Below are 18532 nucleotides of genomic sequence, written 5' to 3' on the forward strand. Positions count from 1 at the left end.
CCGCCTCTTGGTGGCGGAACAGACCGTGGCCCGGCAACCCACGAACCTCTTTGAACCCGAGGTTCCAGTCCTACATCAGGGACCGGCCCGCCACACTTCATATCGTCTAGCGGGCAGCGGCGGGCTCCGGCAGCGGCGCCCCGCCCTTAGTGTCGGGCTCGGCACCGGTACCGGCGTCGGCATTGCCCGGCAGCGGATCCAGGTGGCTGATTCCGGAGGGCGTGATCTGCAGAACCCGGGCCGTGGCGATGTCATAGAACAGGCCGGTGACGTGCACCTGGTCGGCAAGGAGTGCCTTCGCGAGGCCGGCGTGGCGCTGCAGCAGCTCCAGCTGGACGGCCACGTTGACCATGGCCAGCTGGTCCACGGCTCCGTAACCGGCCTCTGCTGCGGCCGCCTGCACCGGGTGGCCAGCGCGGACTGCCGCCAGGCTGGGCCGGCCGTGCTCCAGCCACGCTTCGACGGGGCTGCGGTCCGCCGCCTCGGCGGGGCCGGCCCCGGCCAGCAGTGCGGTCATGGCGCCGCAGCCCGAATGCCCGCAGATGACCACCGATTTGATGGACAGCTCGTCGAGCGCGAAGTCCAGGGCTGCTTCAACGGAGGGGTCAAGGCTTTCGCTTCCCACCACGTTGCCCACGTTCCGCACCGTAAACAGGTCCCCCGGACCGCTGCTCGTGATCAGGTTCGGCACGAGCCGGGAATCAGCGCAGGTGATGAACAAGGTGTCCGGGTCCTGGAACGTGGACAGTTCCTGGACGTGGGGCCGGAGCAGGTGTGCGTGGCGGCGGTGGTAGCTGTCCACGCCGGTGAGCACCGACCGCACCGGTGCCGGAATCCGCTCCCCCGCGGCGCCTGCGGTTTCTGCCACGCCGTCGCCCTGCCAGCTGCGCCAGGGGGCAAACCCGCCGCGGAGCGCGGAGCGTGAGTTGCCCCGCACGGGAGGGCCGGCCTGCGCCTCATGGAGCCTTGCGGTGCCGCTTTCCTCAATCTCCACGGTGCCGCCGTTGCCCACGTGCCGGAGGCGCCAGGCATCCAGGGTGTCGTGGACCGGGTGGTCAAGGAAATCGACGTCCAGTTCGACGGTCACCCGCGAGGCCGGCGGCACCGAGGCCAGCACCTTGCTGAGGCGGGGAAGCGAGAGGAAGCTGCAGGAGCCGTCAATGACCACGCGCCAGCGCTGCCCGTCGGATCCGCCCAGCGGCTCTGCGTGAATCCTGGCGCGGACCACGCGCCAGAGGACCAGCAGCACGGCCAGGCCCAGCCCGGTCAGCACGCCGGCCAGGAGGTTGACGAACACCACGGTGAAAAGTGTCAGCGCATAGACGGTCATGTCACCTGTCAGCCGGGCGGTCTTGAAGTCGGCCACCTTCACCAGCCGCAGGCCGATAATGATGAGCAGGCCCGCCAGCACGGCCTCCGGAACCAGCTGGATCAGCCCGGCGAGCAGCAGCGAGAACACCAGGACCCAGATGCCGTGGAGGACGGCGGATTTGCGGGTCCGCGCCCCGGCTTCGAGGTTCGTCGCGCTGCGCACGATCACGCCGGTGACGGGCAGGCCGCCGAGCAGGCCGGATGTCACGTTGGCGGCGCCCTGGCCGAGGAGTTCACGGTTGAAATCCGTCCGCTCGCCGTGGTGCATCTTGTCCACGGCGACGGCGGAGAGCAGCGACTCGACGCTGGCCACCAGGGCGATGGTGATGACGCCCACGACGACGGCGCCCCACTCCCCTTGCGGAACATGGGGGATGGACAGCGCGTCCAGGAGGGAGCCGTCGAAGGTGATCCGGTCGACGTCGGTATTGAACGGCAGCGAAAGCGCCGTGCCGGCGATCACCGCAACCAGCGGGCCCGGGACGCGGCGGACAGGCGCAGGCATGTGCTTCCAGGCGAGCAGCAGGGCGATGACGACGGCACCGAGGAAGGCTGCCTGCGGGTCAAGGGCGGCGATGCTGGCCGGAAGCGACGCGAGGTTCTGCCATGCCGCCTCGCCGGCCTCGGCACCGAGCATCACGTGCAGCTGCTGCAGGACGATGATGATGCCGATTCCCGCCAGCATGGCGTGCACGACGACGGGGGCGATGGCGAGGGCCACGCGTCCCACCCGGGCCAGGCCGAGGAGCGCCTGCAGGACGCCGGCGGCCGCGGTGATGGCACAAGTGGCGGGCCAGCCGAACTGCTCGATCAGGCCCGCGACGATGACAGTCAGTCCCGCGGCGGGGCCGCTGACCTGCAGTGGCGAGCCGCCGAGGCTGCCGGCCACAATGCCCCCGACCGCCGCCGCGATGAGGCCCGCCATCACCGGCGCGCCGGACGCCGCGGCGATTCCGAGCGACAGCGGAACGGCAACGAGGAAGACCACAAGGGACGCCGGAAGATCCCAGCGAAGTCCGGATTTCAGGAGCGTCAGGAGCGGGGGCCGGCTGTTGGTGGCGGAGCGGGAATCGGGATCCGTGGTGGCTGGGGCAGGCATATCAGTCCTTGGTTCGTTCGAAGGTTCCCCATCCACGCTATGGACGCTCCAAGGACGGCCGCAAGGGTGCCCCACGGTGAGAAGAAACACCGCCTTCAGCCGCAACAAAGCGCTTAACACAGCGCAAATCCATTCGTTTGCATAAAGCGCCCGGACGGGCTGCGCCCGCGGGACATGCCCGAACCGCGGGTGGCGGAAAACCGGGGCCGGTTCAAGTCAAGTCCGCCGCCGGCGTCCCGGCAGGCCGGCCATCCCGAAGATATTTTTCGCGCCATGCCGTGCGCCGGGGACCTTCACCAGGGTGGAGCGGCGGATGTGCTGATGCAACAGGACGGCGTTCGGCAGCGGCGTCAGCCATGCGGTCGACGTCCGCGCTCAGCAGTGCATTCATGGCGGCGGCATTGCCTTCCCCGCGGGTTCCCTCCCGCCGCTCGTTGCCGCAAGGAACAGTGCCTGCAGGCTTTGCGGGTAGTCGATGGCGAGCCACTGGGCGATGCGTCAGGCCGTCGAGTGGCCATAGACGTGTGCGGCCCCGACCCCTGCGGTTTGAGGACTGCGGCAGCATCGGCCGCGAGCAGCCGCTCTGCGCCCGCTCACAATCATGTCAGCGGGCGCAGCGCACGGACGCTGCCTAGCGCTTGACTGCGTCGAGCTTGAGCATTTTGGCGATGACGCCGTCCAGCTCGGAGTCGTCGAAGATCTTCTTCCAGTCGTCCTTGATGATGGTGTTCTTGCCGTACTGGATGGCGATTTCGCAGGCCTCGGAGAACGGGTTGGAGCCGCGGAGGGCATTGGTCAGGGCAATCTGGATGTGACCGAACAGCATGGCCTTGGCGGCTTCCTCCGGGACGCCGGCGGTGTGCACGGTCTCGTGCAGCGCCTCGTTGAGCAGGGTGCCGATCATGCAGGCCACCGTCTCCACCAGGGTGGGCTCGAGGATGGCCAGCTGCTTGACGGTGACCCAGTGCACGTCGATCACGGGGGCGTAGATGGTGCGGATGACGGCCTCGGCCGAATCGCGGGTTACTGCCGGGGTGTTCTCGTCGATCGCGGCAACCACGTTCTGCGGGGCGCCTTCGCCGCCGAAGGTGTCGGCCCATTCTTCCTTGGTGGTGCGCTCCAGGAACACGGACGGGTGGCACGGGTGCGCCACGGCCTGGACCACGTCTGCGCGCTTGGCCAGCAGGCCGGCGTAGGCGGCGGCGGGGTCCAGGGTGAGCAGGATCGCGCCGGACTTCATCTGCGGCACGACGCCTTCGGACACGACGCCCAGGACGGTGTCCGGGACGGCGAGGATCACCACGTCGGCGCCCTTCACGGCGTCATCCGTGCTGGTGATGTCGCGGCCTTCGGCGCGGACGCGATCCTGGCCGGCGGGAGAGTTTTCGCTGTAGAAGACGGTGTGGGCGCTCTTCTGGAGGTTCCGGGAAACGCGCATCCCCATTTTGCCTCCGGCTCCGATGACGGCGACGGTCAAGTTTTCTGCTGACATTTCATTTGCTCCTTAGGAAATCGAGGCTCTGCTGGGTCCACTGGTTTTCGAGGCGGACGGTGTCCGCTTCGGAGTCCTGCCACGGCAGCCAGTGTTCGACGATCTGGTTGATGTTTCTTTCGTGGGGCTGAAACTTTCCGGCCATGTAGTCATAGTCGAGAAGGCCTTCGCCGAGCGGCGCGCCGGAGTATGTGAACCCGACCCACCCCTCCTTGCGGCTGAACGCAAAGTCTTTGATGTGCATGTTCAGGACATAGGGCGCGACGGCGTCAATCACCTCGCGCGGCATCTCCAGTGCCGCGACCGTGTTGGCCGGGTCGCTGCAGATGCCCAGGAACGGGCTGTCCACGCGGCGGACCACGTCCAGGATCCGGGCGGTGGGCACCTGTTCGTAGGTTTCGACGGCGATCTTCACTCCGGCTGCCTCGAACTCCGGCAGGACCTCGGTGAAGATCGCCGCTGCCTCGTCCGCCGTCGGGGTGTGGCCCGGGACGTTGAACATGGTCCGCAGCAGCGGCGCGCCAAGCAGGCCGGCGATGTGCAGGAACTTGCGGAGGTGCTCCGGACGGATGCCCTTGGTGCCCAGTTCGAGTGCGATGCGCAGGCTGTCCGCCGTGGCCCTGATCTCCTTGAGTTCCGCGTCCGTCATCTCCTCCAGCGGTGCATAGTCGCAGATCTGGAAGAGCTCCACGCCCAGGGCCGCGGTTTTCTCCAGGACCTGGTGGATGGTGAGGGGTTCGGCGACCTTGTCCGACAGCTGCCAGAAGAAGGCGTAGGAACTGAGTCCGATGGTTGAGCTCATGCCCTTCCTCCCACGGGTTCCAGCAGGCCGAGCCGTTCGGCGGTCTCGTCCAGGATCTCCCGGAGTGCTGCCGGGTTGTGCGCGAAGCGGCCCAGGAACAGGCCTGCGACGGACATGTCCAACTGGCTGATGAGGCCGGGCCCGGCGCTGCCGCCGTAGATGACCCGGCTTTCGGCCTGGCCCGGCAGGGCGCGCAGGTGCGCATCCAGCCCGGCGATGACGGCGCTGATGTACGGCGGTGTGGCGGGTTCCGGGGCGCCGATGGCCCACTGCGGCTCATAGGCCACGATGGTCCGGCGGGCAGGTCCGAGGGACTGCGCCCCGTTCAGCGCACCGTCGATCTCGGCCGTGCAGCGGGTGATGGCTTCTTCCACCGATCCCTGCTGCAGCTCACCGACGCACAGGACCGGGGTGAGGCCGTTGCGGTAGGCGGCGGCCGTCTTGAGCCCGATGATCCTGTCATCCTCGCCAAAGATCCGGCGGCGCTCGGCGTGGCCGATTTCCGCGTACCGGCCGCCGAGCTCGGCCACGGCCGCGCCGCCGACCTCGCCGGTAAAGGCGCCCTGGTCCTCCCAGAAGATGTCCTGGGCGCCGGCCGCCGCCCCGGCGGCGCCGAGGATCCGGGCCGCTTCTGGGAGGACGGGAAGGATCGGCAGGACGAAGAGTTCGATGTCACCGCTTTGCACTGCGGGGTGGGCCAGCGCGATCGTGGCCACCTCGCGGCAGTAGTCGACCGAGCGCTGGTAGCCGAAGTACATCTTCAGGCTGACGCCGATGATGGCCTTTGGGCCCGTGGTGCCGGCTGCGCACGTCCCGCCGGCGGCGGTGTTAGCAGGAAGTGACACCCTCGTAGTCCTTAATCATGGTGACTTTCTCGGCCGAGGCGGAGCTTTCGTCAAACGTGTAGGTGAGCCATTCGCGGGCGAGCCGGCGGGCCAGTTCCAGGCCGACGACGCGCTGGCCGAAGGTGAGGACCTGGGCGTTGTTGCTCAGCACGGAGCGTTCCACCGAGAAGGAGTCGTGGGCGGTGACGGCGCGGACGCCGGGGACCTTGTTCGCGGCGATGGCCACGCCGAGTCCGGTGCCGCAGACCAGCAGCGCACGGTCGGCCTTGCCGGCGGCGATGAGCTCGGCGGCAGCGATGGCCACGGACGGGTAGGGGGTGTGGCTGGTGGCGTCCACTCCGACGTCGGTCACGGACTCGACCAGGTCGGAGGCCTCCAGGTCAGCCTTCAGGGCTTCCTTGTATTCGAATCCGGCGTCGTCGGCTCCGATGACCAGGCGCAGTTTGGCGCTCATGCGTTTTCCTTAGCTGTGGTGTTTACGGCGGGGGTGTTCACGGTGGGGGTGTTCACGGTGGGGGTGTCCTCGGACAGGGTGTTGTGGATGGCCCGGACGATCAGCGCCATGGAGACGGCGCCTGCGTCGGGGGTGCCGAGGCTCTTCTCGGCGTGCGGGCGGGCGCGGCCCATGAGGGGCAGCAGCTGGGCGGTGTCCTCGGCGGCCTGCTGCGCCACGGAGGCGGCGGTGGCCCAGGCGTCCGTGAGGGACTTCCCGGCGTCCACGCCGGCGGCCAGGGAATCGCGGAACGGGACCAGCACGTCCACGAGGGTCTTGTCCCCGGGCTTGGCCTTTCCGAAGTCCATGATCGCGGCGGCGGCCTGCGCGACTCCGGCGGCGACAGCGCCGGCGTCCGGCGCGTTGCTGTCGCCCACCGCGTCTCCGACGGCCCGAAGGGCCATGCCCCAGAGGGCGCCAGAGGTTCCGCCGGCCTTGTCGGCCCAGGCGTCAGCCGCGAAGTGCAGGGTGGTGCCGGCTCCTGCACCACGGGCGACGGCGTCCGTTGCGGCGCCGACGGCGGCGCGGACGCCGCGTTCCATGCCGATGCCGTGATCGCCGTCGCCGGCAATCGCGTCGATGCGGCCCAGTTCGTCGGCGTTGGCGTCCACCACATCCTTCGCGGCGCCCAGCGCGGCGAGGACCCGGGCGGCACCGGCGCGGGACTCCTCCGTTGCGTCGGGGATGGAAAGTTCGACGTCGGCCAGCGCGCCGTTGTCTGTGCCTCCGGCACCAGCTTCCAGTGCCGCTGCGGTGACGGCGCCGCGGCGGAAAGCCGGGGCGTCGGCGGGAGCGTTCCAGAGCGACTCGAGTTCGTCGTCGAGCCAGAACAGGGTCAGCGAGGTGCCCGCCATGTCGAAGCTGGTGACGAGCTCGCCCACCTGCGGGTCCACGGCTTCCAGGCCGGCGTCGGCCAGGAGCCGGGCGACGCGGCGGTAGACCACGAAGAGCTCCTCGTACTTGACGCTGCCCAGGCCGTTGAGGATGGGGACCACGCGGGTGCCGGCTGCTTCTCCTGCGATGGCGATGCCGTCGGGGATTTCGGTGAGGAGCTTGGCGACCAGCAGTTCGGCGAGTTCGTCCGCCGTCGGGATGTCCGTCTCGCCGATGCCGGGTTCGCCGTGGATGCCCATGCCCACGGCCATCCGGCCCTCGGGGACGGAGAACAGCGGGTGGTCGGCGCCCGGCAGGGTGCAGCCGGTGAAGGCGACGCCGAAGGAGCGGGTGCGGTCGTTGGCGCGCGCGGCGATTTCCACCGTGGCGTCCATGGAGTAGCCGGCCTCCGCGGCGGCGGCGGCCACCTTGAACACGGTCAGGTCGCCGGCGATGCCGCGGCGCTTGCCGCGTTCCTCGGGCGGGGCGGAGGAGACGTCGTCGGTGACGGCGATGCTGCGGCAGTCGATGCCTTCCTTGCGGAGGCGGTCCTGGGCCTGATTGAAGTGCAGGACGTCGCCGGCGTAGTTGCCGTAGCCGAGCAGCACGCCGGCTCCGTTGTTGGCGGCCTTGGCCACGTTGTAGACCTGCTGGGCCGAGGGGGACGCGAACAGGTTCCCCATCGCCGCGCCGTGCGCCAGGCCCTGGCCCACCAGCCCGGCGAACGCCGGATAGTGGCCGGAGCCGCCGCCGATCACGAGGGCAACCGTGTCCGGGGTGCTCTGCGTGTTGCGGACGACGCCGCCGGAAACGCGCCTTACCCAGCGGCCGTGGGAGGCGACGAAGCCTTCGATCATCTCGTCGGCGAAGGCTGCGGGTTCATTGAACAGGCGGGTCATGCGGAGCTCCTGGGCCTAACTGGGGAAGTCGAGATTCGGTGGTTGGTGCGGGGGCGTCCCCTGGTAAAGGGGGACGCCCCCGGGTCGGTTACGGCTCGGCGTGGTGCCCGGCTCCCGCAGGATCCAGGGCCTCGGCCGGGATGCCCTCGCTGACCTTGCCGGAGCGGCTCAGCACCACCATGAGGACGGCGGACAGGAGCATGAAGCCGCCGACGACGAACATCGGGACCGTGTAGCCGCCGGTCCAGTCCTTGAGCCAGCCCGTGACGTACCCGGCGCTGAAGCCTGCCAGGTTGCCCACGGTGTTGATCAGGGCGATGCCGGCCGCGGCTGCTGCTCCGGTGAGGAACTGGGTGGGCACGGTCCAGAAGTTGGGGAGTGCGGCGAAGATCGACATGGCCGTGACGGTGATGACGGCGATCGTTGCGGCCGGTGAGCCGGCGAAGAGCGCCAGGGGGATGCTCAGGCCGCCGATGAGGGCCGGCAGGGCGATGTGCCAGGTCTTGACGCCGCGCTTGGTGGCGTCCTTGGACCAGAAGTACAGGGCGAAGGCCGCGGGCAGGTACGGGATCGCGGTGATCAGGCCTTTCTGGAGCACGTCGAACTTGGTGCCGTAGAGGCCTTCGAAGCCGGCGATGATGGTCGGCAGGAAGAAGCCCAGGGCGTACAGGCCGTAGATGAAGCCGAAGTAGATGGCCGACAGCATCCAGACCCTGCCGTTGCCGAACACGGTGCGGACGCTGACGTGCTTGTTGCTGGCGGCCGTTTCCGACTTTTCCTTCTCCAGGGCGCCGGTCAGCCAGGTCTTTTCCGCGGCGGTGAGCCACTTGGCCTTGGCCGGGGAATCGGCGAGGTAGAACCAGGCAATGATGCCGACGATGATGGCCGGCAGTGCTACGCCAAGGAACATGACACGCCAGCCGGAAAGGCCGAAGAGACCGTGCTGCTGGATGAGGAGGCCGGCCAGCGGGGCGCCGATGACGGTGGTCAGCGGCTGTGCCAGGTAGAACAGGGCGAGGATCTTGCTGCGGTGCCGGGACGGGACCCAGAGGCTGAGGAAGAGGATGGCGCCGGGGAAGAAGCCAGCCTCGGCCACGCCGAGGATGAAGCGGAGGATGTAGAGGTGCTCCACGCTGCCCACCCACGTGAACAGGAGGGAGACGATGCCCCAGCTGACCATGATGCGGGCGAGCCAGCGGCGGGCGCCGAACTTGTGCAGTGCCAGGTTGCTGGGGATCTCCAGCAGGATGTAGCCGATGAAGAAGACGCCGGACGCGAAGCCGAACTGCGCTGCCGAGAGGGCGAGGTCGGTGTTCATGCCGTTGGGGCCTGCGAAGGAGATGGCCGTCCGGTCCAGGTAGTTGATGAAGAACATCAAAGCGACGAACGGCACCAGCCGGATTGCCACTTTCCTGATTGCGGATTTTTCGACCACCGATTGTGTGGTGTCCACGTTGACTCCTAGATGTTGATGTCCCGGCCGCATCCTGCACTGGAGGCGGGGGGTTGGTCTCAATGCCGTCCGCCGACAGAGGACCGGCAGTGGTTTAAGCGTGTGAGATCAACCATAGGTCCGGAACCGCAAATTGGTCAACCGGTTGACGTGTTTTTCCTTTTGCGGCCGTCCGCGCCGGAAAGTGGCCGACCGGTTGCTAGGCTTTGGGGGTGTCCGAAAATTCCGCAGCCGCGACGGCTAAGATCAGTGCCGCCCTCGGTTCAATGGAACAGGGGTCCGTTGTTTCGGAGGTGGCGGAGCGCCTGCTGGCCTATTTCACCAGCGGCGAGATCGCCGTCGGAACCAGGCTGCCCGCCGAACGCCAGCTCGCGGCCTCGTTGGGAGTCGGCCGGTCGGCCGTGCGCGAAGCCCTGGCGGCGCTGGAAATCCTGGGCATCGTGATTGTCCGCCCGGGATCCGGGACGTACCTGCGTGACGGCATTTCCGAGCTGCTGCCGCGCACGCTCAGCTGGGGCCTGATGCTCGGTGCACCCCGGACGCGCGAACTCGTGGAGCTCCGGAGCGGCCTGGAAGTGCAGGCCGCGCAGCTGGCAGCGGAACGCATTGACGACGACGCCCTCGGCCGCATGCGCGCCAACCTCCAGACCATGGCGGACAACCTCGAGGACCTGGCCGCCTTCGTGGAGGCGGATGCCGCGTTCCACCGCGAAATCGCGGTCAGCTCGGGCAATCAGGTGCTCCGGGAGCTGCTCCAGAGCATCCGGTCGCTGTTGCGCATCTGGGTGGACCGCGCACTCACCGACGAAGGCCACGCCGCAGCCGCACTGAAGGAACACGGCGAGATTTTCGCCGCCCTCGAAGCGCACGATCCGGCCGCCGTCACGGAAACGATGCGCTCACACATGGCCACCGCTTCCCGGCGGCTGCTCGCCGGATTCGACGCCGCGCAGTAGCCGGCGGCCCTTCGCCTTCGGCGCCCTAGGCGTCGTCGTGCCACCATCCTGCCCAGGCAGCGGACGTCAACTGGCCACTGGGGAATTCGGAGCCGGCGCCGCCAAATTCGTGGCGGTCACTGCGGTGGGAGTCAAGAAAGAGGGTAAGGCTGTTCCAGATCATCATGGCTGTGTCCTTCCATTCGCCGTCCCGACGACGGTTTCCAAGTAGGCATCAGCGTAGCCATGCAGTGTTTCGCGGCGGCGACGCCACGTTTCGGATGTGTATCTGGAATCTATCGTTGCGTGCAGGGCCTCGTCCGGGCCCGTTGGGGACGGGCGGTTTTCGCCGAATCCCGTGCCGGGGGAAGTGAGGCCCGACCCCGGCTGCTCACCGCACCCACCCGCTCACCGGCCCCGGCTGCTCACCGTACCGGCCCAGAGCACGCGGGAACCGGGGGCGGCGCTGGCAACCGCCCCCGGCTTCAACTCACGAGTCAGGCCGTCACGTGGTCCGCGGCGGCGGACATCCGGCGGCGGACATCCGGCGGCGGCGGGATGGCGTGGCGGCGATGAGCAGGGCAGCGATGGCCACGGCCGCGCTCAGGATGAGGCCGGGACGGTACTGTTCCAGCATCTCCGCCGCGTTCACTACGGCGCCTCCCGTGCCGGCGTCGGCCGCGTTGCCGTGACCGCTGACCATCGCCGTGGTGACGGCAAGCACCAGGGCGGCCCCCACCTGCGTGCTGGTCTGGATCAGGCCGGCCGCGAGACCTTGTTCCGAATTCCGGATGCCGGCGGTGGCCTGGACGTTGATGGACGGGAATGCCAGCGCGAAGCCAACGCCCAGCAGCAGGACCGACGGCAGGATATCCGTCACGTAGTTGGGTGAGGTGCCCACCCGCAGGAACAGTACGTAGCCGAGCGCCAACGCCGCCAGACCGGTCAGAATCAAGCGCGGGGCGCCAAACTTGTCGATGAGCCGGTCCGCGAAGGGAGCGCTTGAGGCCACCAGCAGGCCGGTGGGAAGAAGCGCCAGCGCCATGCCCAGCGGGCTCCATCCCAGCACGGACTGCAGGTAGAGCGTCAGGATGAACTGGAAACTCAAATACGAGCCGAACAGCCCCACGGCACTCAGGTTGGCGCGGGCAACCCAGCCTTCCCTGAGGATGCTGAACCGGATCAGGGGGTGCCTGACGCGGTTTTCGATCACCGCGAACGCTGCCAGCACCGCCGCGGAGGCCACGAATCCGGCGATGGTTGCCACAGATCCCCAGCCGTTCCCGGGTGCCGAAACCAGCGTATAGACCAGCCCCAGCATGCCGGCCGCGAGCGTCACGGCACCCCAAATGTCATGTCCGCTGGTTTGATCCTTGCCTTCGGCCTGGCCGGCGGCGCCGTCCCGCGGGATGTACTTCAGGCCAAGAATCACGACGGCGACCGCCACGGGTACGGAGACGAGGAAAGTCCAGCGCCAGCTCATGGCAGTCATGAGGCCTCCGACGACAAGGCCGAGTGAGAAGCCGCTTGCGCCGAAGGTGGTGAAGATGGAGACAGCGCGGTTGCGTTCACGCCCTTCCGCGAAGTTGGTGGTGATGATGGAGAAGCCGGCAGGAGCCGTGAAGGCGGCGGCCAGTCCTTTGACGAACCGGGTGGCGATCAGCAGGGCGGGGTCATCCACCAGGCCGCCGAGCAGGGAGGCGGCGGCGAACACGCTGAGCGCAATGAGGAAGATGCGCCTCCGGCCGAGCAGGTCCGCCATCCGCCCGCCCAGCAGGAGCAGACTTCCGTAGCCGAGCACATAGGCGGAGACGATCCATTGGAGGGATTCGGTGCCCAGGTGGAGTTCGGTGCCGATCGAGGGCAGCGCCACGCCGACCATGGAGACGTCCAGCGCATCGAGCGCCAGGACGGTGCACAGGACCAGGAGCAGCATCCACTGCGCACGGGTCCAGCGCACGGGTGCCAGCCGTTCGCCGGCAGATCTTTCAAGGGTGGAAGTTGAAGTCATGGCTCCAACTTATATGACACGTCATTGAATGACAAGGAATATTATGACGTGGACTTTTAATTCGTCATCAACTAGAATCGCTGCATGGCAACACCGCAGGACCGCCAGCTGGTTGAGCAATGGCGCAGCATCCAGAGCACCTACTTCCGCACCGCGGGTGCGATCGATCGCGCCCTGGAATCGCGCTTCAGCATCGGGCTGACCGAGTTCGAAATCCTGGACCTGGTGGCCGAGAGCACGGACGCGGCGTGCAGGATGAAGCAGCTCGGCGAGCGGACGCCCATGACCCAGAGCGCGATGTCCAAGGTGGTGGACCGGCTCGAGAAAGCCGGACTCATCTCCCGCCGTTCCTGTGCGGATGACCGGCGTTCACTGTTCCTGGAACTCACCGACGCGGGCCGCGCCCTGCACGGGGAAGCGGCCGTCGCACACCGCGCCCTGCTGAAGGAAAACCTGGCCTGAGCGCATCACAGGCTTTTGCGTCACCCATAAAATCGCAGCCTGACAAACCTGAACGGATGAGCGCATGACGAGATTACTGATCATCGGCCCTCCGGGGTCGGGCAAAGGCACCCAGGCCCACCGCATCAGCAAACAGCTGGGCATCGTGGAGATCTCCACGGGAGACATGTTCCGCACCCACCTGGCCGACCGCTCCCCCTTGGGTGTCGAGGCCCAGAAATACCTCGATGCCGGCGACCTCGTGCCGGACCATCTCACCACGGCCATGGTGCGCGAACGGCTGCAGGAGCCGGACACGAAGGCCGGCTTCCTCCTGGACGGCTACCCCCGCACGCTCAGCCAGCTGGCGGATCTGGACGGCCTCCTCGAGGAGACCGGCGGCGCCCTGGATGCTGTCCTGGAAATCTCGGCGGACGACGACGAGATCGTCCGCCGGCTCCTGCTGCGGGCCGAGGCCGAAGGGCGCAGCGATGACACCGAAAGCGTCATCCGGCACCGCCTGGAGCTTTACCGGAAGGAAACGGAGCCGGTCATCTCGCGCTGCGCCGAGCGCGGCCTGCTGGTCCGGGTGGACGGCACCGCCGACGTCGACCACGTCACCGCGGACGCGCTGGAAGGCATCGAAACCGCCTTGGCGGGCCGGGCCGAGTAGCTGCCTGCACCGCCAGGCGTCACATGCTCTTCCAGGCATACCGGCGTTCGGGGCGCCCGACGCCGTACTTGAGGGTCACGTCCACCATCCCCTCGTCATTGAGGTACTCAAGGTAGCGCCGCGCGCTCACCCGCGACGTGCCGACGACGACGGCCAGTTCTGCGGCCGAAAGATCCCCCGTGGAGGCGAGCAGCGCCCGCTCCACGAGCTGCAGCGTCTCGGCGCTGCAGCCTTTGGGCAGCGGCCGGTCGCCGCGCTCCAGCCCGAAGACCCGGTTGACGTCGGCTTGTTCCGCCACGTCCTTTGAGGAAGCCAGGCTCTGATAGGTGGTCCGGTAGTGCTCCAGGCGCTCCTGCAGGTCCGTCTGGGAGAACGGTTTGATCAGGTAGTGCACGATGCCGCCGCGGAGTGCCCGGCGCACCGTATCCACCTCCCTGGCCGCACTGATCACCAGCACGTCCAGCTCGGGCGCGACGTCCCGCAGCTGATGCATCAGGTCCAGCCCGTTGATGTCGGGGAGGTGGATGTCCAGCAGCACCAGGTCCGGCTGCAGCCGCTGCGTCTCCAGCACTGCCTGCGCGCCGGTATGGGCCACGCCGACGACGGCGAACCCCGGCGTGCGCTGGATGAACCCGGCGTGGACCTTGGCCACCATGAAATCATCATCAACGATCAGGACGCTGATCATGGCCGCTTCCCCTCAGAGATCTGTTTGGCGCTGCCGTGTTGGGCACTGCCGTGTTGGGCCCGCTTGGGGCCCGCACCGGACAGTTCCGCAGTGAACACCGCGCCGCCGTCGTTGTGCACGCTCAGCCGGCCGCCGCGGCGCTGGCAGACCACCCGGGCGAGCGCCAGGCCGTAGCCGCGGCCTCCGTCGGGCGAATTCTTGGTGCTGAACCCCTGGCGGAAGATGTCCTCCATGACGTCCGCCGGGACCCCCGGTCCGGAGTCCCGCACCACAACCTGCACCCCGCCGTCGTCCTCCTCGATGAGCACCTCCACCTCGGCGCCGGCAGCGGTGTTGGTGACCGCGTCGAGCGCGTTGTCCACGAGGTTTCCCACCACGGTGGTCAGGTCCCGGGACAGTTCCTCATCAATCCGGCCGAGCCGGGACTCGTCGGCCAGCTGGAGGGACACGCCGCGCTCCGTGGCAAGGCTCGATTTGGCGATGAGCAGGGCGGCCAGCGCGGGGTCGTGGATCCTGCTGGTGACTTCGTCGTTGAGGCGGGTGCGGTTCGAGGTGGTGCCGTTGACGAACTGCACCACGGCGTCATACTCGCCGATCTGGATCAGCCCGGAAATGGTGTGCAGCTGGTTGGCGAACTCATGGGCCTGGGCGCGGAGGGTGTCCGTGGCTGTCCGGGTGGTGCCCAGTTCCCGCTCCAGGGAAGCCAGTTCCGTCCGGTCACGCAGCGTGGTCACCGAGCCGATGACGCGGCCGTGCGAGCGCATGGGCATCCGGTTCAGGACCACCAGGCTCTCGCCGACCAACACCAGCCGGTCCGGGCCGGGCTGGTCCTGCGTGAGGACTTCCTTGAGCGCGGGCTGCACGGCAAGGCTGCGGAGGTCCTTCCCGACGCAGTCGTCGGGGAGGCCAAGCAGGCGCCGGGCGCTGTCGTTGACCACGGTGATCCGCTGCTGGGGATCCAGTGCCACCACCCCCTCCTTGAGCCCGTGGAGCATGGCTTCCCGGTTCTCGACGAGCCCGGTGATCTCGTCCGGTTCCATGCCGAGCGTCTGGCGCTTGACCCGCCGCGCAAGCAGCAGCGAACCGGCCACGCCCAGGACACTCGCCACCCCCAGGTACGTCAGGAGGTTCGGCACGGCATCGACCAGCCGCTCCAGCACGGACGGGAAGTTCCTGCCGACGGCGGCGATGCCCACCATCTTCCCGCCGTCGTCCAGCACAGGGACGTGGGCCGAGAGCGCTTCGGCGCCGCCGGTGTCCACCAGGCCGGTCCAGGCCCGCCCATCCATCACGACGCTGTCACCGAGCTGCATCTCGCGGCCCTCCTGTGAGGGGTCCGAGGAGGTCACCACCGTCCGGTCGGCGCGGGCCAGGGCGACGTGCGAGGAGCCTGAGATGGTCCGCACGGATTCGGCGACGGCGGGCAGCGCGGACCCGCTTCCCGGTTCGGCGTTTGCCAACAGGCTGCGGACGGCCGGGTGCGCCGCAAGAGTTTCTGCCGCCGACAGCGCGCGGCGGCCTTCGATGCGTTCGAATGCGGCGGCGGACTGCGCCAGCGAGATCGCCACCACAGCCACCAGAACGGCCAGCACGATCAGCAGCTGCAGCCGGAGATACTGCCCCGCAAGGGACATTCCTCGACGTCGAGTCATGTGCTGCTGTCTTTCTGTGCGTGTGGGCCGCCGGAGTGCGGTACGTGGAGTGCGGAGGCTGTCTGCGAGCCTGTTCGCCGTGCCCCGCGATTTCCGCGCCGTTTCCGTGGCGGTGGGGTGAACTATACCGCACCTGTGACGGCGGATTTTTTGCGGGGTGCGGAGGCGAACCTGGCTACTGATCGTGCCGTCGGCGCACCATCTCGGTGATCCAGACGGGCGCGAACGGCGAGGTGCAGTTGGGAGGAGTCGGGTAGTCCTTGAGCACCTCCAGGCGCTCACCGATGCCGATTGCACGGGCGCGGTGCTCGGCGTGCTCGATCCCGATCTGGGCCAGGCACTCGTTCATCGCCCACTGCAGGCGGTCCGGGGCGTCTTTCATCTCCGCCTCAAGGACGTCGAGCAGTCCTGCGAGGTCGAGGCCCTCGGGCTTCTCCGCCACGCGTTCGGTGGTGAGCGCCCAGCCGGCACTCGCAACCACCGGATCCGGGTCGGCGGACCAGGCGAGGCGCAGCTCTTCGGAGTGCGGGGTCTTCTTCACCACGTAATTCACGAGCCAGCCGTGCACCTTGGGCGTGCGCGCCTGGCGCAGCATGACGTCCAACTCGTCACGCCCGAACGCCTTCGGGCGGCAAATCAGGATCGCCAGCAGTCTCGCCGCGGTGTCGCCCGTCTCCCAGAGCCGGCATGCGAGTTCCTGCTGAGTCTTCAAGCGCTTCGCGACCGCGCGCAGCTTGCCGAGGTTCACCCCGTGATCGTCACCGTGTTTCTCGTTCACCTCGCGTGCCCTCGGGTCCTCGAGCGCAGCCAGCTCGGCCATCACCTCGGCCACCATCGGCTCCGTCACCGTCGTCTCTGCCATTGGGCCCTCCTCTCCATCACGTGCGGGATTCAGCCTACGACGGAGGTGGCCCCCCTCGGGTCCGTCCGGGCCTCCGGTGGTGCCCGGGCCCGTGCTTTTTGCAAAGCACGGGCGGTTCACCGGTTCACCGGACCAGCGCGTTTTTCTGGCGGGCGTTGATCACTGACATCTGTCCGCAGTTCGAGCAGGTGATGCGATAGGACCTGGAGGTGGTGAAAACGGGAATGAAGAAGAGCGTGAATTTGGTGGCGCGCTCCTCGAGGTGATGATGGACGAACGACCCGCAGGACTGACATGTGGCTGCCCGTCCAGGCAGGGGGCGCAGAACGGTCTTGAGACCAAAGAGCAGAAGCATCGTTTGTACTTTCTAACGTCGAAGTTGCCGCTCACGCGGTGGTTGAATGGCCCGGCGACGGGAGGCGTGCGGCCAGGCCGGAGAGCAGGATACTCAGGCCCTGGTCCAGTTCGGCCGCTCCGTCGTAGTCGGCGAGGACCGGAGCCAACGCGCGCAGGCGCGGAAACTCCTTCGGCGGCAGGCGGTGCAGGCCAAGACGGAGCAGGGCCTCATTTTCTTCGGGATCGACGATGAATTCCTGCAGTTCATTGAGGATGTGCCCGTACAGGAACCCGTAGTAGGCCCGGTAAACATGGAGCGCTTCGCGGGGTTGGAATCCCGCGTCGATAAGCAACGACAGGATCTGCTCCAGCGGACGCAAGGTCCCCAGCGGCCGCAGGCCCAAGGGCGTGGACAGCGGCCGGGTGACCAGCAGCGGCACGACGTTCGGGTGTCGCAGCGCAAGCAGGCGTAAGTCATGGGCAATGCGCCTTAGCTGCGATTGCCAGTCCGGGTCATCAGGAATGATCGCCAGCTCGTTCAAGACCAGCTCGGACACTCCGTCCAGCAGTGCGGCGCGGTTGGCTGCGTAGCGGTAAAGACTCATCGGGTCCCGGCCGAGTTCCTGCCCCAGTCGGCGCATGGTCAGCGCATCGAGTCCGTCTGCATCCACCAGCTCCAACGCAGCGGAGAGCACCACCTCCCGGCTGAGGCGCTTCTTCGTGCCGGGGGCGGCTGCCACCGGATTCTGTGCGGGCACCATGGGTTCCCTCCTAAAGGACGGGCAGGCGTGCTGCCGATGAAGGTAAGCATGCTTGCTTTACTTGGTAGTCTACGGGTAACGTCTACGTTGTAGAGAATTTGTTATCACCGGTTTTAGAAGCGGGACCCTGGTGGCATGGCCGTTCCGGCCGCTCACACCACCAAGGAGTAACCAATGACATCCCACGCGCAGTCCGCCCACGCTGAAACCACGCGGAACACCAACAACATCAAAGCCTCCGTCAGGACCGTCGAATTCGCCGTCTACGTCGCCGCGGTGCTCGCCACGATCATCACGTCCGCGGTTGTCGGGGACAACGCCAGCGAAAACGGCGTCGATGTCTTCAACGCCAGCCAGGCCATGCAGTACATCACCTGGCTCACCGTCGGATTCATGATCGCCCGCGGACTGGCCAAGGCCGGCAACCGCGCACACACCCACGCATAACCACCGGCGTCACCATGCTCGACCCACCGGCCCCGCAGAAATTGCGGGCCCGGAACCGCTTCAACGCCCCGTGCAGGCCTTGAAGCGTCAGCCGCTGTAGCCTCACGGCGGCACCAGACGCACCCCGCGGAAAAGAGCCACTCTTGGCAACTTCGCAGTACGACCAATTCCTCAACGAAGCCACCGCCGCCGACGGGTCCGGCTCGACACTCGGGCAGGACTGCCTCTACGGCCTGTATACGAGCTGGTGCTTCCTGCATCAGCGGACGCCCCGGCCCGAAGGCGCCTTCTGGTCGGCCATGAAAAAGAAGCACGTCCATCCCCGCCACAACAGGCTCCGCATGAAGGGCCCGGCCGCCGCTGACTACATCCTGGCCAGCTACCCGGGGCTGGTCTGAC

The 18532-nt window shown here is 67.6% G+C and carries 19 protein-coding genes; 5 read left to right on the forward strand and 14 right to left on the reverse strand.

What is annotated here, in order from left to right; translation table 11 throughout:
* Positions 1 to 106: 106 nt before the first annotated feature.
* The 7 genes from ABFP37_RS14990 to ABFP37_RS15020 all read right to left on the reverse strand — a co-directional run bounded on the left by ABFP37_RS14990 (position 107) and on the right by ABFP37_RS15020 (position 9327).
* Entirely contained in the window at positions 107 to 2470 is a 2364-nt protein-coding gene (locus tag ABFP37_RS14990; RefSeq protein ID WP_347034039.1) for a bifunctional SulP family inorganic anion transporter/carbonic anhydrase, read from the reverse strand.
* Positions 2471 to 3101: 631 nt separating this feature from the next.
* On the reverse strand, positions 3102 to 3962 hold the full coding sequence (locus ABFP37_RS14995; protein WP_347034040.1) for a phosphogluconate dehydrogenase C-terminal domain-containing protein: 861 nt from the start codon (positions 3960 to 3962) through the stop codon (positions 3102 to 3104).
* A gap of 1 nt (position 3963) precedes the next feature.
* Complete coding sequence (locus ABFP37_RS15000; RefSeq protein WP_347034041.1) at positions 3964 to 4764, reverse strand: TIM barrel protein; 801 nt, start codon at positions 4762 to 4764, stop codon at positions 3964 to 3966.
* Complete coding sequence (locus tag ABFP37_RS15005; protein ID WP_347034042.1) at positions 4761 to 5609, reverse strand: triose-phosphate isomerase family protein; 849 nt, start codon at positions 5607 to 5609, stop codon at positions 4761 to 4763. The genes ABFP37_RS15000 and ABFP37_RS15005 overlap by 4 nt, the downstream gene beginning before the upstream one ends.
* Positions 5593 to 6063 carry a ribose-5-phosphate isomerase gene (locus tag ABFP37_RS15010; RefSeq protein ID WP_347034043.1) on the reverse strand — a complete coding sequence of 157 codons (471 nt, stop codon included), beginning with the start codon at positions 6061 to 6063 and terminating at the stop codon, positions 5593 to 5595. The genes ABFP37_RS15005 and ABFP37_RS15010 overlap by 17 nt, the downstream gene beginning before the upstream one ends.
* Positions 6060 to 7874, reverse strand: coding sequence for a dihydroxyacetone kinase family protein (locus ABFP37_RS15015; protein ID WP_347034044.1), 1815 nt, complete (start codon positions 7872 to 7874; stop codon positions 6060 to 6062). Before ABFP37_RS15015 ends, ABFP37_RS15010 begins: the two co-directional genes overlap by 4 nt.
* A gap of 88 nt (positions 7875 to 7962) precedes the next feature.
* Positions 7963 to 9327, reverse strand: coding sequence for an MFS transporter (locus tag ABFP37_RS15020; RefSeq protein WP_221937597.1), 1365 nt, complete (start codon positions 9325 to 9327; stop codon positions 7963 to 7965).
* Positions 9328 to 9539: 212 nt separating this feature from the next.
* Between ABFP37_RS15020 and ABFP37_RS15025 the strand changes: the two genes are divergently transcribed.
* Positions 9540 to 10283 carry a FadR/GntR family transcriptional regulator gene (locus ABFP37_RS15025; RefSeq protein WP_347034045.1) on the forward strand — a complete coding sequence of 248 codons (744 nt, stop codon included), beginning with the start codon at positions 9540 to 9542 and terminating at the stop codon, positions 10281 to 10283.
* A 25-nt stretch (positions 10284 to 10308) separates the two neighbouring features.
* On the opposite strand, the gene ABFP37_RS15030 is transcribed toward ABFP37_RS15025, so the two are convergent.
* Positions 10309 to 10449, reverse strand: a complete 141-nt coding sequence (locus ABFP37_RS15030; RefSeq protein ID WP_185982375.1) for a hypothetical protein — start codon at positions 10447 to 10449, stop codon at positions 10309 to 10311.
* 318 nt (positions 10450 to 10767) lie between these two features.
* Positions 10768 to 12273 carry an MFS transporter gene (locus tag ABFP37_RS15035; protein ID WP_347034046.1) on the reverse strand — a complete coding sequence of 502 codons (1506 nt, stop codon included), beginning with the start codon at positions 12271 to 12273 and terminating at the stop codon, positions 10768 to 10770.
* Positions 12274 to 12357: 84 nt separating this feature from the next.
* On the opposite strand from ABFP37_RS15035, the gene ABFP37_RS15040 reads away from it, so the two are divergent.
* Both ABFP37_RS15040 and ABFP37_RS15045 read left to right on the forward strand, forming a co-directional pair.
* A complete protein-coding gene (locus ABFP37_RS15040; protein WP_078026997.1) occupies positions 12358 to 12735 on the forward strand; it encodes a MarR family transcriptional regulator in 378 nt (125 codons plus the stop codon).
* Positions 12736 to 12799: 64 nt separating this feature from the next.
* Positions 12800 to 13387 carry an adenylate kinase gene (locus ABFP37_RS15045; protein ID WP_078026996.1) on the forward strand — a complete coding sequence of 196 codons (588 nt, stop codon included), beginning with the start codon at positions 12800 to 12802 and terminating at the stop codon, positions 13385 to 13387.
* Positions 13388 to 13406: 19 nt separating this feature from the next.
* On the opposite strand, the gene ABFP37_RS15050 is transcribed toward ABFP37_RS15045, so the two are convergent.
* The 5 genes from ABFP37_RS15050 to ABFP37_RS15070 all read right to left on the reverse strand — a co-directional run bounded on the left by ABFP37_RS15050 (position 13407) and on the right by ABFP37_RS15070 (position 17686).
* Complete coding sequence (locus tag ABFP37_RS15050; protein WP_078026995.1) at positions 13407 to 14075, reverse strand: response regulator; 669 nt, start codon at positions 14073 to 14075, stop codon at positions 13407 to 13409.
* Entirely contained in the window at positions 14072 to 15727 is a 1656-nt protein-coding gene (locus tag ABFP37_RS15055; RefSeq protein WP_347034047.1) for a sensor histidine kinase, read from the reverse strand. The genes ABFP37_RS15050 and ABFP37_RS15055 overlap by 4 nt, the downstream gene beginning before the upstream one ends.
* A gap of 175 nt (positions 15728 to 15902) precedes the next feature.
* A complete protein-coding gene (locus tag ABFP37_RS15060) occupies positions 15903 to 16589 on the reverse strand; it encodes a DNA alkylation repair protein (protein ID WP_078026993.1) in 687 nt (228 codons plus the stop codon).
* Positions 16590 to 16713: 124 nt separating this feature from the next.
* Complete coding sequence (locus tag ABFP37_RS15065; protein ID WP_078026992.1) at positions 16714 to 16944, reverse strand: zinc-ribbon domain-containing protein; 231 nt, start codon at positions 16942 to 16944, stop codon at positions 16714 to 16716.
* A gap of 31 nt (positions 16945 to 16975) precedes the next feature.
* Entirely contained in the window at positions 16976 to 17686 is a 711-nt protein-coding gene (locus tag ABFP37_RS15070) for a TetR/AcrR family transcriptional regulator C-terminal domain-containing protein (RefSeq protein WP_078026991.1), read from the reverse strand.
* A gap of 174 nt (positions 17687 to 17860) precedes the next feature.
* Between ABFP37_RS15070 and ABFP37_RS15075 the strand changes: the two genes are divergently transcribed.
* Both ABFP37_RS15075 and ABFP37_RS15080 read left to right on the forward strand, forming a co-directional pair.
* Positions 17861 to 18133: a hypothetical protein gene (locus tag ABFP37_RS15075; protein ID WP_078026990.1), complete on the forward strand. Its 273-nt coding sequence runs from the start codon at positions 17861 to 17863 to the stop codon at positions 18131 to 18133.
* Between the two features lie 143 nt (positions 18134 to 18276).
* The gene (locus tag ABFP37_RS15080; protein ID WP_078026989.1) at positions 18277 to 18531 is read left to right on the forward strand and encodes a hypothetical protein; all 255 of its coding nucleotides are present in this window, start codon (positions 18277 to 18279) and stop codon (positions 18529 to 18531) included.
* Position 18532 lies beyond the last annotated feature (1 nt).

It is taken from the genome of Burkholderia sp. RS01, assembly GCF_039748055.1.
GTDB lineage: Bacteria > Actinomycetota > Actinomycetes > Actinomycetales > Micrococcaceae > Arthrobacter.